Source organism: Cellulosimicrobium sp. TH-20 (genome assembly GCF_002105775.1).
Taxonomy (GTDB): Bacteria; Actinomycetota; Actinomycetes; order Actinomycetales; family Cellulomonadaceae; genus Cellulosimicrobium; species Cellulosimicrobium funkei.
Map to the genome: position 1 here is coordinate 1416335 of NZ_CP020857.1, position 15527 is coordinate 1431861.

Here is a 15527-nt window from a genome sequence, read left to right on the forward strand (position 1 = left end):
CACTGTCTGTCGATGCAAGGAGTCCTAGGTGCCCCAGGGAACAGTCCGATGGTTCGACGCCGACCGAGGGTTCGGCTTCATCGACCTCGGGAACGAGGCCGAGGACCTGTTCGTGCACGCGTCCGAGATCGTCGGTGACGACGGCCCGAAGCAGCTCCGCGAGGGGCAGGTCGTCGAGTTCGAGATGGGCACCGGCGACCGGGGCCCGCAGGCACGGCGCGTCCGCGTGACGGGCGACCGCGCCGCCGACGCGCCCCTGGGCGTGCTCGGCACCGTCGTCTGGTACGAGCCGGCCAAGGGCTACGGCTTCGTCACGCCCGACGGGCGCAGCGACGAGATCTTCCTGCACAGCTCGGCCATCGTCGGGGGCGGCGTCGTCACGGAGGGGCAGCGCGTGGCGTTCCTCGTCGTCGAGGGCGAGAAGGGCCCGCAGGCGGACCACCTGCTGCCGCTCGGCGCGCAGGCCGCGCAGCCCGCGGCGGACGGCGCCGACGGCACCGTGTCCTGGTACGACGACGTCAAGGGCTTCGGCTTCGTCGCTCCCGACGGCGGCGGCGACGACGTGTTCGTGCACGTCAGCGCCCTGGGCCGCGGGCTCACCGAGCTCGCCGAGGGCGCGCGCGTGACGTACGACGTCGTCGAGGGCGACAAGGGCCCCAACGCCCGGAACGTGCAGCTCGTGGGCGGCTCCGGGCGCCCGGGCTCGGACCGCGGCCGACCGGGCGCCGACCGTGGCCGCCCGGGCGCGGACCGCGGTCGTCCGGCGTCCGGCGGTCGCGTCCGCGGCGGCGAGGGCACGGTCGCGCGCTACGACGCGGACCGCGGCTTCGGCTTCATCACGCCCGACGCCGGGGGCGAGGACCTGTTCGTGCACGTGTCCGTCGTGCGCGGCGGGGAGGAGCTCGAGGAGGGTGACCGGGTCCGGTTCAAGATCCGGCAGAGCGACCGCGGGCCGCAGGCCGACGGCGTCGAACTCATCTGAGCGAGGGGCGGCGCGGCTCCCGCCGAGCCACCCCGCCCCGGTGTGCCCCACCTGCCGCCCCGCGCCACCCTGCCCGCCCCGCCCCGGTGCCCCCCACCGCGGCGGGGCGCGGTCCTCCTCGCCGGGGGCTGCGGGGATTGCCCTGGAAGTCGGTGGTCCCCGTCCCTAGGGTCGACGGATGGACGCTCAGGAGATCCGCTCGGCCTACCTCGACTTCTTCGCCTCCCGGGGGCACGCCGTGATCGAGCGAGCGCCCCTGGTCCTGCGCGAGGACCCGACGACCCTGTTCACGGGCGCGGGCATGCAGCCGCTGATGCCCTACCTGCTGGGCGTGCGCCCGCACGCCGCCGGGCGGCTCCTGGTCGACTCGCAGCCGTGCCTGCGGTCGCAGGACATCGACGAGGTCGGCGACCCACGGCACACGACCTTCTTCGAGATGCTGGGCAACTGGAGCCTGGGGTCGGCCGACGTCGAGCGGCAGGTCCGGTGGTTCGCCGACTTCCTCGCGCTCGTCGGCGTCGACCTCTCGCGCCTCTACGTCACGTGCTTCCGCGGGTCGGTCGAGCACGGGATCCCCCGGGACGAGGTGGCGGCCCAGGCCTGGGTCACGGTGTTCGCCGAGCACGGCATCGAGGCGTCGGTCGTGGACGTCGGGTCGTGTGCGGACGGGGACCGCGACGGCATGCGCGGCGGCCGGGTCTTCCTCTACGACGCCGAGGAGAACTGGTGGAGCCGGGGAGGTGGTCTGGAGGGCACGCCCGTCGGCGACCCCTGCGGACCGGACTCGGAGGTCTTCTACGACCTCGGACCGGAGCTCCACGACCCGTCGACCGGGGAACCCCACCCGGCGAGCGAGGGAGGACGGTTCGTCGAGATCGGCAACCAGGTGTTCATGCGCTACCGCCGCACGAGCGAGGGCTTCGTCCTCCTCGACGAGCCGAGCATCGACTTCGGGGGCGGGCTGGAGCGCATCGCCGCCGCCGCGACGGCGACCCCCGACGTGTTCGACGTGAGCCTGCTGCGCCCCCTGGTCGACCGTCTCGAGGACCTGAGCGGTCGCACCTACGAGGACGACCCGCGCCCGTTCCGTGTGATCGCGGACCACGTGCGCGCCGCGACGTTCCTCGCCGCCGACGGCGTGCGGCCGAGCAACAAGGCGCACGGGTACGTGCTGCGGCGGCTCGTGCGCCGGGCCGTGGTGCACGCGCTCCGGCTCGGGCTGGAGGACCGGTTCGTCGACGACCTCGTCGCCGTCGTGGCCGAGTCGTACCGCGACGCCTACCCGAACCTGGTCGAGCGGCGCGAGGACCTGAGTGCCGTGCTCCGGGACGAGGAGTCGCGCTTCCGGCGCACGGTGCACCGGGGCCTCCGAGAGCTCGAGAGGCTCCATGGCACGACCGTCACGGGCGACCACCTGTTCGTGCTCGCCGACACCTGGGGCTTCCCCGTCGAGCTGGCGGTCGACGAGGTCCGCCGCCGCGACATGCCTCTCGCCGCGGACTGGCAGGAGGGCTACGCGGAGCAGCGTGCACGCCAGCAGGCGCGGTCCCGGGCGGCCGCGAGCGGGGAATAGTGCGGGTCGCGTGAAGGTTGAGCCTGATGGACTCAAGTTGAGCCGGGTGAGGTTGCGCGAGCACCGACCACGGATCTACCTTGAGTGAAGCAGACTCAACCCGGTGTGCCGAGGCGCAGCAGCGCCGTCGGGCACCCAGAACGACGGAGGCACACACATGGCACGAGCAGTCGGGATCGACCTCGGCACCACCAACTCGGTGGTCGCCGTCCTCGAGGGCGGAGAGCCCACGGTCATCGCGAACGCCGAGGGGTCGCGCACGACGCCGTCGGTGGTCGCCTTCTCCAAGACCGGCGAGGTCCTCGTCGGCGAGGTCGCCAAGCGCCAGGCGGTCACGAACGTCGACCGCACCATCAGCTCGGTGAAGCGCCACATGGGCACCGACTGGTCGGTGGAGATCGACGACAAGAAGTACACCGCGCAGGAGATCTCCGCGCGCATCCTGGGCAAGCTCAAGCGAGACGCCGAGGAGTACCTGGGCGAGCCCGTCACGGACGCGGTCGTCACCGTCCCGGCGTACTTCAACGACGCCGAGCGCCAGGCGACCAAGGACGCCGGGCAGATCGCGGGCCTCAACGTGACCCGCATCGTCAACGAGCCCACCGCGGCCGCGCTCGCCTACGGCCTGGAGAAGGGCAAGGAGGACGAGCTCATCCTCGTCTTCGACCTGGGCGGCGGCACGTTCGACGTCTCGCTCCTCGAGGTCGGCAAGGACGAGGACGACTTCTCCACGATCCAGGTCCGCGCGACCTCGGGCGACAACCGCCTCGGTGGCGACGACTGGGACAACCGCATCGTCGAGCACCTCATCAAGCAGGTGAAGAACAGCTCGGGCGTCGACCTGTCGAAGGACAAGATCGCGCTCCAGCGTCTGCGCGAGGCCGCCGAGCAGGCGAAGAAGGAGCTCTCGTCCGCGACGAGCACCACCATCTCGATGCAGTACCTCTCGATGAGCGAGAACGGCCCCATCCACCTGGACGAGAAGCTCACGCGCGCCCAGTTCCAGCAGATGACGCAGGACCTCCTCGACCGGACCAAGGCCCCGTTCCACAAGGTCATCTCCGACGCGGGCGTCTCCGTCTCCGACATCGACCACGTCGTGCTCGTGGGTGGCTCCACCCGCATGCCGGCCGTGACCGACGTCGTCAAGGAGCTCACGGGCGGCAAGGAGCCGAACAAGGGCGTCAACCCGGACGAGGTCGTCGCCGTCGGCGCGGCCCTGCAGGCCGGCGTCATCTCCGGTGACCGCAAGGACGTCCTGCTCATCGACGTGACCCCGCTGTCCCTCGGCATCGAGACCAAGGGCGGCGTGATGACCAAGCTCATCGAGCGCAACACGGCCATCCCGACCAAGCGCAGCGAGATCTTCTCGACGGCCGAGGACAACCAGCCGTCGGTGCTCATCCAGGTGTTCCAGGGCGAGCGCGAGTTCGCGCGCGACAACAAGCCGCTCGGCACGTTCGAGCTGACCGGCATCGCGCCGGCCCCGCGCGGCGTGCCGCAGATCGAGGTCACCTTCGACATCGACGCGAACGGCATCGTCCACGTCGGCGCGAAGGACCGCGGCACCGGCAAGGAGCAGAAGATGACCATCACGGGCGGCTCGGCGCTGCCCAAGGAGGACATCGACCGCATGGTCAAGGAGGCCGAGGAGCACGCGGCCGAGGACAAGAAGCGTCGCGAGGACGCGGAGACCCGCAACCAGGCCGAGGCGTTCGTCTACTCGACCGAGAAGCTCGTCTCCGAGAACAAGGAGAAGCTCCCCGCCGACGTCGTCACCGAGGTCGAGGCCGACATCGCGTCGGTCAAGTCCGCGCTCGAGGGCGAGGACGCCGACGCCGTGAAGACCGCGCACGAGAAGCTCGTCGCGTCCTCGCAGAAGATCGGCCAGGCGCTCTACGCCTCGGCCGAGCGGGAGCAGGCCGCCGGCAACCCCGGCGCCGCGCAGGACGACGCCACCGCCGCGGCGGGCGCGACGTCCGCCCCGGACGAGGACGTCGTCGACGCCGAGATCGTGGACGAGGAGGACGAGCGCAAGTGACGGCCGACGGACCGACCGACCCGCAGGGCCCCGAGGAGCAGGCCGGGCGCGAGCCCGGCCAGGGCTCCGACGACAAGCCCTTCCAGTTCACGGACAAGCGTAAGGTCGACCCGGAGAGCGGTCGGCCCCGCCCCGAGGGCGAGGCCGGCGGCTCCGCGGGCGACGACGCGGAGACGGACCCGCTCGCGGGCCTCGACTTCGAGCCGTCCGACGAGGCCGGGGTCGACGCCGCGGTCCTCGCGGCGAAGGCCGAGGCCGCGGAGCACCTCGACGCGCTCCAGCGCGAGCGGGCCAGCTTCACGAACTACCGCAACCGGTCGCTGCGCGACCAGGAGGCCGCGCGCACGAAGGGGATCGAGGACGTGCTCACCGCGCTCCTGCCGGTCCTCGACGACATCGACCGCGCGCGGCAGCACGGCGAGCTGACGGGGCCGTTCGCGGCCATCGCCGACAAGCTCGACGCGTCGCTCGAGAAGTTCGGGATCGAGCGCTACGGCGCGGTCGGGGACGAGTTCGACCCCACCGTCCACGAGGCGCTCATGCACCAGCCCGACCCCGAGGCCACCGCCACCACGGTGAACCTCGTCATCGAGCCGGGCTACCGGATCGGGGAGCGGGTCGTGCGCGCCGCGCGCGTCTCGGTCGTCGGCCCGCAGTAGCCACCCCTTCCTCGTGCCCGACGGCGCGGGCGCACCTCCCGCGCGGAGGTGCGCTCCGCCGTCGGGCACGCGAGGATCACCAGCAGCAGACCCACCGGCAGCAGCCACGGAACGAAGGACCAGGACCACGACCACCGACAGGAGGGAGGCGCCGTGACCGGACAGGACTGGATGGAGAAGGACTTCTACGCCGCGCTCGGCGTCCCCAAGGACGCCGACGACGCCGCGATCAAGAAGGCCTACCGCAAGCTCGCCCGCAAGTACCACCCTGACCAGAACCAGGGTGACGCGAGCGCCGAGGCCAAGTTCAAGGAGATCGGCGAGGCGTACGCCGTGCTGTCGGACCCCAAGGAGCGCGAGCAGTACGACGCGATCCGGGCGATGGCGGGCGGCGGCGCGCGCTTCTCCGCGGGCCCCGGCGGTGCCGGGGGAGCGGGCTTCGAGGACGTCTTCGGCGGCATGTTCGGCGGCGGCGGGGGCCCGGGCGGCACCCGGGTGCGCTACTCGACCGGCGGCCAGGGCGCGGGCGGGTTCGAGGACATCCTCGGCTCGATGTTCGGCGGCGGCGCGGCGGGCCAGCAGTTCGGCGGCCCCCGCCCCCGTGCGGGCGCCGACCTCGCGGCCGCCACGACCCTGCCGTTCCGGCAGGCGGTCGAGGGGTCGACCGTGACGTTCACCGTCGACGGCCGCACGGTCACCACGCGCATCCCGCCGGGCGTCCGCGACGGCCAGAAGATCCGGCTGCGCGGCAAGGGCCGCCCCGGCACGGCGGGCGGGCCCGACGGCGACCTCGTCGTCACCGTGCACGTCACCCCGCACCCGGTGTTCTCGCTCGACGGGAACAACCTGCGGATCACGGTCCCGGTGACGTTCCCCGAGGCCGCGCTCGGCGCCACCATCGCCGTCCCGACGCTCGACGGCTCGACCGTCAAGGTCAAGGTGCCGGCCGGCACGCCCTCGGGGCGCACGCTGCGCGTCCGCGGCCGCGGCGTGAAGACCGCGAAGTCGACCGGCGACCTGCTCGTCACGGTCCAGGTCGCCGTGCCGCAGAAGCTCTCGAAGGCCGCGCGCGAGGCCGTCGAGACGTTCGCCGCCGAGACCGCCGGCCAGGACGTGCGCGCCGACCTGGTCCGCCAGGCCGCGGAGTGAGGGGGGCGACCATGATGCTCCAGCAGGAAACTCATCATCTCTCGATCGGTGGGGACTCGGGCGGCGTCGGACGCGCTCCCGCGAGCGACGTCGACCAGGACGCGCCCGTCCTCGTCATCTCGCAGGCGGCCGCGCTCGCGGGCATGCACCCGCAGACGCTGCGCCAGTACGACCGCCTCGGCCTCGTGGTGCCCCGCCGCACCGCGGGCCGGGGGCGGCGGTACTCGCTGCGCGACGTCGCGAAGCTGCTCGAGGTGCAGCGCCTCAGCCACGACGAGGGCATCAACCTCGCGGGCATCCAGCGGATCCTCGCCCTCGAGTCCCAGGTCGAGCGGCTCGAGCGGCGCATCGAGGCGCTCTCGGCGCGCGTCGAGCCGGGCGGCCGCGTGTTCGCCGCCGCGGCGAGCGGCGACGTCGTCGTCGTGCCGCGCGGGCGCAGCGTGCGGCGCGGGGTGGAGGAGGCCCTGCGCGAGACGCTCGTCGAGCACGGCGAGGCGCGCGCGCTCGTCATCTGGCGGCCCCGGGCCGACGGCACCGACAACTGACCTGCGACGCGGCATTTCCGCAAGAATGCCGTGCGCTAATTGCTGCGCATTCCTGCATTTCTAAGCAAGGCCTTCCTTGCTATACACCGAGGAATTCCGGGAATACCGTGGAACGCGGAGACCGACCCACGGCGGGTCCTCGGAGACAGGAGATCGCGATGAGCAGCCTCACGGAGATGCCCCAGGTCGTCGAGTGTTCCATCGACGGCTGCGGCTACAACCACGACCACGGGTGCCACGCGGGCGCCGTGACCATCGCCGGTCACACGGGCGACGCCGAGTGCGCGACCTTCATCCCGCTGGGCACGAAGGGCGGGCTGGAGAAGGTGCTCGCGCACGTCGGGGCCTGCCAGCGCACGGAGTGCGTCCACAACGCCTCGCTCGAGTGCTCCGCGCCGTCGATCCGCGTCGGGGCGGGCGCGTCCGGCGAGGACCGGGCCGACTGCCTCACCTTCACGCCGCGCTGACGCGCGGTCGCCGCCTTGCTCGCGGGCGGTCGGTCACCCGCCGGCCGCAGACGCCCCCGGACGCCCCGGACCACGTGCTCGCCCGCGTGGGACGGGGCGTCGTCGTGTCAGCGCTGGAGCGTGTCGAGGAGCTGGACGGCCGCCGTGTGGGTGCGGGGGAGCGGTTCGAGCCAGACGCGCGGCGGCCGGCGCAGGATGGCCGTGACGCCCAGCGCGAGACCGGTGCGCTCGATGTTGTGGCGGAGCACGGTGCGCACCATCGCGTCGTCCGCGTCCCGCTCGCCGAGCACGACGAAGAGCCCGTTGCCGATCGAGGCCATGGGGTGGCCCTCGCCGAACGTGTGGGTGAGCGCGCGGCCCATCGCCGCCGAGCGCGCGAACCGCTGCCATCCCGTCAGGTCGTCGAGCGCGACGTCGACGACGAGCAGCCCGTGGGTCTGGGTCGCGTCCAGGCCCGCGCGCTCGGCCGCGCCGTACGTCTCGCGGAGCCGGTGCACCAGGTACTGCGTCGTCGCGAGGCCGGACTCCGGGTCCAGGACCTCGGGTGTCACGGGGCTGGCCTCGTACCCCTCGGACCAGCCGACCGCCACGCCGCGGACCAGGTCGACGACCGGCTCGCGGTCGTGGGCGCGGTACAGGCAGACGACGTCGTCGATGGCCTCGCCGATCCCGACCCCGGCCTCCGCGCGGACGCGGCCGAGCCGCTCGGCGGCGGGCGTCGTGTCCCGCTCCTCGCACAACGCCTCGACGAGCGCGTCGACGGCAGGGTGGTACCAGTCGCCCGGCCGTAGCCAGACGCTGTCGGCGCTGGCGCGCCGCCACCGCTCGCGCACGGCGTCGGTCGCGGGCACGGCGTACCCCGGGAGGTGGTCCATGTAGATGAGACGTCCGGACGAGCCGTCCATGACGCGGGAACGGCGAGAAGTTTCCAGGACCTCACGTCCCGGGTGAAAGGGGACGAAAGCCAGAAAGCACCGTCGTTCCTGTTCCGGTGGCGGGAACCCTCTGCCCGTGAGATGGACGGGCGTCTACTATGGCCACCGTAGCCTCGGTTCGGGGCGGTCTCCGGGGCGGGTGACGATGACGCAGGCACAACGGGTGGACAGCGAGGCGTTCAGCGACGCCGAGCTCATCACCGCCGTACGTGCAGGGGACACGAGCGCCTACGGGGTGCTCTACGAGCGGCACGCCGGGGCCGCGCGCACGGTCGCGCGCCAGTACGTCCGCTCGGGCGCCGACGCCGACGACGTCGTGTCCGACGCGTTCGCCCGCACGCTCTCCGTGCTGCAGAACGGCGGCGGCCCGGACGTCACGTTCCGCGCCTACCTCTTCACGGTCGTGCGCCGTCTGTCGTACGACCTCGTCAGCGGGGCGCGGCGCACGCAGCCGACCGACGACGAGCGCACGTTCGAGTCCGCGTTCGGCCCGATGGCCTCGACGGAGGACCCGACGCTCGAGGGCTTCGAGCGCTCGACGGTCACGCGCGCCTACCAGGACCTGCCGGAGCGGTGGCGTGCCGTGCTCTGGTACACCGAGGTCGAGAACCTGTCCCCGGCCGAGATCGCCCCGCTGCTGGGCCTCACCGCGAACGGCGTCTCCGCGCTCGCGTACCGCGCCCGCGAGGGGCTGCGCCAGGCGTACCTCCAGCAGCACCTCACGTCCGTGCCCGCTGAGGAGTGCCGCACGGTCAACGCGCTCCTCGGGTCGTACGTGCGCGGGGGCCTCGCCAAGCGCGAGACGGCACGCGTCGAGTCGCACCTCGAGGGCTGCGACGACTGCCGCGGGCTCGTGCTCGAGCTGGGCGACGTCTCCCACGGCATGCGCGCCGTCATCGCCCCGCTCGTGCTCGGCGTGGGCGCGCTCGGTCTCGTCGGGACGGCGCTGCCCACCACGGGTGGCGCGGCGGTCGCCGGCGGGCTCGTGGCCGCGCTCCAGGGCGCGTCCGGCAGCGGGACGGCGAGCGGTTCGGGCGCCGGTGGGTCGGGCGGCGCGGGCGGGTCGAGCGCCGGTGGGTCGAGCGCCGGAGGATCGGGCGCCGGTGGGTCTGGCGCGGCGGGCGGTTCGGGTGCTGCCGGCGGGTCTGGCGCGGCGGGCGGATCCGGTGCGGCGACCGGTGCCGGGGCCGGTGCGGGCGTCGGCGGCGGCGCCGGTGCGGGTGCCGCCGGGACCGGGGTGATCGGCGGGGCCGGTGCGGCGGCGGGAGCCGTCGGTGCCGCGGGCAGCGTCGCCGGGGGAGCGGCCGGTGCGGGCGCGGGTGCGGGGGTCGCCGCAGTGGGTGGAGCAGCGGCCGTCGGCGGTGCGGCAGCGGGCGGCGGTGCCCTGGCCGCGGCCGGGGCCGGAGGCCTGCTCGCGCTGGTCGCGTCCGCGCCGATCGCCGCGGCGGCGGTCACCGTGGGCGTGCTCGCGGTCGCCGGGCTGGGCGTCGCGGGCGCGCTCGGGGCCTTCACTCCCGAGCCCACGCCGTCACCGACCTCGCAGTCGTCCCCGGCGCCGTCCGGCTCGTCCCCCTCTCCGTCTCCGTCGCCCTCGCCGAGCTCGGGCACGACCGCCCCGACGCCCGACCCCACGACGGACCCGACGTCCCCCACCAACATCCCGCCGGCGCCGACGGACTCCGCCACCCCCGACGCGACGACGGCTCCACCTGCGGATGGGGGCGCGCCCGGCGGGACGACCCCGGTCGGCTCGACGCCCACCGACCCGGCTCCCGGCGGCTCGACCCCCGTCGACCCGGGGACCGGCGAGCCGACGCCCGTCGACCCGCCGCCCGAGCCGGCTCCGGCCGCGCTCGACGTTGCGCTCGGGACCGGCATCGAGATGGAGGCGCGCAAGCCCGCCGACGTGCGCCTGACGGTGTCGAACTCGGGCGGGAGGGCGGCGCAGGACGTCACGGTCGAGGTCGACCTGCCGGCCGGCGTCGAGGCCGTCACGTCGTCGGTCGTCGCGCGCGGCGCGTCGGTCGCCCCCGCGCTGCGCACGGCTGCGCTCCCGTGCGGGCCTGCCGCCGCGGGCGGGACGCTCGCGTGCGCGGTGGGCGTGCTCGCGCCCGGCGAGGCGCGTGACCTCGTCGTCACGGTCACGGCCCGGGGCGGCGGCGTCTACGAGTTCCCGGCGCGCGTGAAGGCGGAGGGCCTGCGCACGGTGGAGCGCAACCTCACGCCGCCGCCCCTGAAGTACGTCGGCGCGGAGGTCCGGCTCGACGACGAGCGCGTGACGCTCGCGGCGAACCCCGGGTCCGCGACGCTCACGCTCACGGCCGCCAACACCGGCGACCGTGATGCCCAGGGCGTCCGCTTCACCGTGCCCGAGCTGCCGAAGGGGCTGTCCCTCCGACCTGTCGACGACGGCTGGACCTGCACCACCCCCGCGCGGGGCGCCGCGCTCGAGTGCGCGAGCGACACCGTGCTGCCCGCGCCGGCCCGGGGTGCGTCCGCGGGACGGTCGGTCGAGCTGGCGGTCGAGCTGCGCGCGAACGGTGCGTTCGTGCCCGAAATCCAGCAGCGCGACGACGGCGCGCTCCGCGTGCTCCCCGCCGACGTCCCCGTCGAGGTGCGGGCCGGAGCCGACGACCAGGCGGTCACGGCGAGCCGCACCCTGAGCGCGGCGGTGCCGCTCGCGTGGCTCGGGGCCGACGGCGTCCAGGTCCGCGCGGAGAACGCGGACGGCACGGTGCGGTACACCGCCGACGTCGCGAACCGGACGGGCGCGCCCGTCACGGTCGGCCTCGCCGCGCCCGACACGCCCGCGTGGCACGCGGCCGACCTCCCCGCGCGCACGAGCGTCGGTGAGAACGCCTCGCTGGTCGTCGACGTCAACGCGCCCGCGGTGCCCGCGAGCATGCTCGTGCTCTCGCAGGAGCGGCTGCTCGTCGGGCCGGGCGGCGAGGCGGTCGTCTCGCGGCCGCCGAGCGACGTCGCGCTCGCGCTCGACGGCCAGACGATCGCGCCGGTCGTCCCGGACGCTGCGGTCGCGCAGTGCGTGTTCGACCCCGAGACGGACACGTCGTCAGCCGCCGCGACGCTGGCCTTCGACAACTCGGCCTCCACCCTCCCGGTCGAGTTCTCGGTCGACGGGCACCCGGGCCTCGCGCAGACGGTCCCGGCGCGGGCCCGTGCCGAGGTCGAGCTTCCTCCGGCGGGAGCCGCGCCTGCGACGTACGCGCTGCGGGCCGACGGCGACGCGCTCGTCTCGCGCACGGTCGGCGCGGTCGACTGCTTCGAGTGGGACGTCGAGGGCTCGGCGACGACGCGCTGGTCGCCGGAGACCGGTTCGTTCGTCGTCGAGGGCACGTTCCGCAACGACCACGCGGTGGCGGCGCTGAGCGTCGCCCTGTCTGCGGGTCGGCACGGCGCCGCGGAGGCCGTGGAGGTCGCGCCGGGCGCGGAGGCGTCGTTCACCGTGGACACGGGTTCGCGGGACGTCGCGGCGGGGTCGGTGACGTTCCGGGTGGCGCGCGTCGGTGCGCCCGGTGCGGAGCCGCACCAGGTGCGGGCGTCCTACGACGCTGCGCGGCACGCGCCGTCGGCGTCGCGCGAGCCCACGGTCGGCACGTGCGTGTTCGACCCGGCGACGGACACGTCGTCCGCGCCGGTGACGCTGCACCTGGACAACGCGGCGTCGACGGTGCCGGTGACGTTCTCGGTCGCCGGCCGTGACGACCTGACCGCGACGCTCGCGGGTGGCGAGATGCGTGACGTCGTCGTGCCCGGTGGTGTCGGTGCGCAGGGCGCGACGTTCGCGGTCGTCGCGGACGGGGAGACCGTTGCGCGGCACGTGGTCGACGGCGTCGACTGCTTCGCGTGGGACGTCGAGGGTTCGGCGACGACGCGCTGGTCGCCGGAGACCGGTTCGTTCGTCGTCGAGGGCACGTTCCGCAACGACCACGCGGTGGCGGCGCTGAGCGTCTCGATGTCCGCGGGTCGGCACGGCGCCGCGGAGGCCGTGGAGGTCGCGCCGGGCGCGGAGGCGTCGTTCGCCGTCGACACGGGTTCGCGGGACGTTCCGGCGGGGTCCGCGACGTTCCGGGTGGCGCGCGTCGGTGCGCCCGGTGCGGAGCCGCACCAGGTGCGGGCGTCGTTCGACGCGGCGCGGCACGCGCCGTCGGCGTCGCGGCAGCCCACGGTGGGCGCGTGCGTGTTCGACCCGGCGACGGACACGTCGTCCGCGCCGGTGACGCTGCACCTGGACAACGCGGCGTCGACGGTGCCGGTGACGTTCTCGGTCGTCGGCCGGGACGACCTGACGGCGACGCTCGAGGGTGGCGAGACGCGTGACGTCGTCGTGCCCGGTGGTGTCGGTGCGCAGGGCGCGACGTTCGCGGTCGTCGCGGGCGGGGAGACCGTCGCGCGCCACGTGGTCGACGGCGTCGACTGCTTCGAGTGGCGCGTCGAGGGCTCGGCGACGGCGGAGTGGTCGCCCGCCGAGGGCGGCGGCTCCGTGGTGGTGAGCGGGACCTTCCGCAACGACCACGCGGCGGCGACGCTGCGCGTGGCCCTGGACGGCGGAGAGCTCGGCACGACGCGCGCGGTCGACGTCGCACCCGGCGCGGAGGCCGTGCTGACCCTCGACACCGGTTCCCGGCAGGTCGCCGCGGGCGAGGTCGCGTTCCGCGTCTCCCGGCTCGACGGCTCGGGCCGGTCGCACGTCGTGACCGCCGCGTACGACGCCGTACGGCACGCGCCCGCGGTGGACTCGCCGACCGTCGGGGCGTGCCGGCTCGACCCGGCGACCGAGCGGTCGTCCGCCCCGGTCGCGCTGCGCTACGACAACACGCGCTCGACCGTCCCCGTGGTGTTCGCCGTCGCCGGTCGCGACGACCTGACGCGCACGGTCGACGGCGGCCGGGACGCCGTCGTCGACCTGCCCGGCGGTGTCGGGGAGGCGTCGCTGACGCTCGACGTGCTCGCCGACAGCGCGGCCCTCGCGAGCCACGAGGTCCCGGGCGTCGACTGCTTCGACTGGTCCGTCGCGGACGGCTCCGCGTCGGCGACCGCCACGTGGGTCGTGCCGAAGGGCGCGGGCGCCGGCTCGACGGTCGTGCGCGGGACGTTCCACAACCCGTACCGGGCGACGACGCTGCGGGTCACGATGACGACGCCGTACGGGGTCGCCGCGCCCGTGGAGGTCGCCCCGGGCGCGACCGCGACGCTCGCCGTCGACACCCGCCTGCGCGACGTCCCGGCGGGAACGGCCACGTTCGCGGTCGAGCGGGCCCACGCCCCCGGCCTGGCGGGGAGCACGCTGACCGCGGCGTACGCCGCGACGACCTACGCGCCGTCGTGGGCGCGCACGGCGACGGTCGAGGCGCGCTGGCAGGACGGCTCGATCCGGCTCGTCGGCACCCTGACGAACGACACGGCGGAGACGCTCGACGCCCGGATGCTCGGCGGAGCGCTCGGGGACTCCGCCCCGGTGAGCGGCATCAAGCCGGGGGAGACGGCGACCTTCACGATCGACACGGGCGCGCTCGACGTCAAGGCCGGGAAGGTGACCTTCCGCCAGTACCGCTGGGTGCTCGGGAAGGGCTTCCAGGACTCCGCCCTCGCGGCGACCTACCGGGGCGCGGCGTACGTGCCCGACTGGGCGGCGACGCTCACGGCGACGACGCAGTGCGCGTCCGGCGGGGGCGGGGTGGTGCTCACGACCGGTCTGCGGAACGACGCCGACGAGCCGACCCGCGTCGTCGTCCGCACCCCGTTCGGCACGCGCGACCTCGGCGAGGTCGCGCCGGGTGCGAGCGCGAGCGTCGACCTGCCCGCGGGTGCCCTCGCGGTGCGGTCCGGTGCGGTCACGTTCGAGCTCTCGCGCACGGTCCTCGGCACCCCGTTCGCGGAGACGGTGACGGCCCGGTTCGACGCGCTCGACTGCGCGGTCGTGGCGCCGGGCGGGAGCCTCGTCCTCGGCGACCCGTACTACGACGCGAAGCGTGGTGACTCGTTCCGCACGGTGTCCGTGCTCCTCGACAACGCGGGCTCCAACGTCCCGCTGACCTTCCGGGTCACCGGGCAGGCGAAGGGGCAGTGGGACCTCGCGGCGGGCGAGCGCCGCACGGTGGCGCTGGGCGAGGCCTCCGGGTCCGGGGCGAAGTACGTCCTGCACGCGGGGTCGTGGTCCGAGCAGCTCGTGGTCGACCCCTTCAGCGCGGCGCCCGCGTGCTACGCCGCGTGGGAAGCGGGGGAGTGGTACGGCTTCGGCGACGAGGTGTCCTACGGCGGCTGGAACTACACGGCGCGGATCGCGAACGTCCTCATCCGGCCCGACCGTGACCCGCTCGGGGTGATCTGGCACCGCGAGGCCCGCTGCGAGGGCTGACGCGCCCGACGTCCGTCGCCGGGCCGGGCGGTCAGGGCAGGACGTCGGCGAGCGCGTCCTCGACGGGGCGGTCGCCGCCCACGAGGTCGAGCACGAGTCCGGCCGAGCGGGGCTCGTGGAGCACCGCCGCGAGCACGAGCGCGACGTCGTCGCGCGTCACGTCGGACCGCTCGCCCACGGCGGCGCCGGGCTTGCGCCGCTTGCCGCGCGGCTTGTCGCCGTCGCCCACGGGGGCGAGGGCCACGAGCCCGACGCCCGGGTCGTCGGTGAGACGGCCGGGCCGGACGATCGTCCACTGCAGGTCCGTGCGGGCGCGCAGGTCGTCCTCCGCGGCGGCCTTCGCGCGCAGGTAGGCCCAGAACACGTCGTCGACGCCGTCGGGGCGCTCGTCGGCGCGGGCCGCCTCGACGCCCCGCGACGAGACGAGGACGTAGCGCCCCACCCCGGCGCGCTCGGCGGCGTCGGCGAGGAGGGCCGCGCCCGCGCGGTCGACCGCGTCCTTGCGCGGCGCCCCGCTGCCGGGTCCGGCGCCCGCGGCGAACACGACGGCGTCCGCGCCCTCGAGCTCGAAGGACACGGCGACGGCGTCGTCCTTCTCGAGGTCGACGAGCGCGACGTGCGCGCCGAGCTCCGTGAGATCCGTGATCTGCGCGGCGGACCGCACGAAGGCGACGACGTCGTCCCCGCGCTCCACCAGCGTCCGGGCCAGGCGACGGCCCACCTGGCCGTGACCTCCCGCGATGACTGTGCGCATGGGCCGAACGTATCGCCGCACGCGCGTCCGCGCCCGGCGAGCGGGC

General features: G+C 74.7%; 10 protein-coding genes. 8 read left to right on the top strand and 2 right to left on the bottom strand.

Annotation, left to right across the window (positions count from 1 at the left end):
- The first annotated feature begins 28 nt into the window (after nt 1–28).
- From B8281_RS20020 to B8281_RS06335, 7 genes are all read left to right on the top strand, one after another.
- The gene (locus B8281_RS20020) at nt 29–982 is read left to right on the top strand and encodes a cold-shock protein (RefSeq protein ID WP_085387263.1); all 954 of its coding nucleotides are present in this window, start codon (nt 29–31) and stop codon (nt 980–982) included.
- Nucleotides 983–1160: 178 nt separating this feature from the next.
- The gene (locus tag B8281_RS06310; protein WP_085387264.1) at nt 1161–2555 is read left to right on the top strand and encodes an alanine--tRNA ligase-related protein; all 1395 of its coding nucleotides are present in this window, start codon (nt 1161–1163) and stop codon (nt 2553–2555) included.
- Between the two features lie 157 nt (nt 2556–2712).
- Entirely contained in the window at nt 2713–4596 is a 1884-nt protein-coding gene (gene dnaK / locus B8281_RS06315) for a molecular chaperone DnaK (protein WP_085387265.1), read from the top strand.
- Nucleotides 4593–5255: a nucleotide exchange factor GrpE gene (grpE, locus tag B8281_RS06320; RefSeq protein ID WP_051028412.1), complete on the top strand. Its 663-nt coding sequence runs from the start codon at nt 4593–4595 to the stop codon at nt 5253–5255. The genes dnaK and grpE overlap by 4 nt, the downstream gene beginning before the upstream one ends.
- Before the next feature lie 153 nt (nt 5256–5408).
- On the top strand, nt 5409–6404 hold the full coding sequence (locus B8281_RS06325) for a DnaJ C-terminal domain-containing protein (RefSeq protein WP_043657778.1): 996 nt from the start codon (nt 5409–5411) through the stop codon (nt 6402–6404).
- Between the two features lie 143 nt (nt 6405–6547).
- Entirely contained in the window at nt 6548–6949 is a 402-nt protein-coding gene (locus B8281_RS06330; protein ID WP_051028413.1) for a heat shock protein transcriptional repressor HspR, read from the top strand.
- 158 nt (nt 6950–7107) lie between these two features.
- Nucleotides 7108–7416, top strand: coding sequence for a DUF1540 domain-containing protein (locus B8281_RS06335; RefSeq protein ID WP_021482763.1), 309 nt, complete (start codon nt 7108–7110; stop codon nt 7414–7416).
- Nucleotides 7417–7523: 107 nt separating this feature from the next.
- Here B8281_RS06335 and B8281_RS06340 read toward each other — a convergent pair whose 3' ends face one another.
- The gene (locus tag B8281_RS06340) at nt 7524–8291 is read right to left on the bottom strand and encodes a hypothetical protein (protein ID WP_043657794.1); all 768 of its coding nucleotides are present in this window, start codon (nt 8289–8291) and stop codon (nt 7524–7526) included.
- Between the two features lie 223 nt (nt 8292–8514).
- Between B8281_RS06340 and B8281_RS06350 the strand changes: the two genes are divergently transcribed.
- Complete coding sequence (locus B8281_RS06350; RefSeq protein WP_198163169.1) at nt 8515–14727, top strand: sigma-70 family RNA polymerase sigma factor; 6213 nt, start codon at nt 8515–8517, stop codon at nt 14725–14727.
- Between the two features lie 31 nt (nt 14728–14758).
- On the opposite strand, the gene B8281_RS06355 is transcribed toward B8281_RS06350, so the two are convergent.
- Nucleotides 14759–15481: an NAD(P)-binding oxidoreductase gene (locus B8281_RS06355; RefSeq protein ID WP_034651883.1), complete on the bottom strand. Its 723-nt coding sequence runs from the start codon at nt 15479–15481 to the stop codon at nt 14759–14761.
- Between the last annotated feature and the right edge of the window lie 46 nt (nt 15482–15527).

Coding starts and splice junctions, on each gene's coding strand:
- B8281_RS06310 (WP_085387264.1), top strand. CDS start 1,161: ATGGACGCTCAGGAGATCCGCTCGGCCTACCTCGACTTCTTCGCCTCC.
- dnaK (WP_085387265.1), top strand. CDS start 2,713: ATGGCACGAGCAGTCGGGATCGACCTCGGCACCACCAACTCGGTGGTC.
- B8281_RS06330 (WP_051028413.1), top strand. CDS start 6,548: ATGCACCCGCAGACGCTGCGCCAGTACGACCGCCTCGGCCTCGTGGTG.
- B8281_RS06335 (WP_021482763.1), top strand. CDS start 7,108: ATGAGCAGCCTCACGGAGATGCCCCAGGTCGTCGAGTGTTCCATCGAC.
- B8281_RS06340 (WP_043657794.1), bottom strand. CDS start 8,291: ATGGACCACCTCCCGGGGTACGCCGTGCCCGCGACCGACGCCGTGCGC.
- B8281_RS06355 (WP_034651883.1), bottom strand. CDS start 15,481: ATGCGCACAGTCATCGCGGGAGGTCACGGCCAGGTGGGCCGTCGCCTG.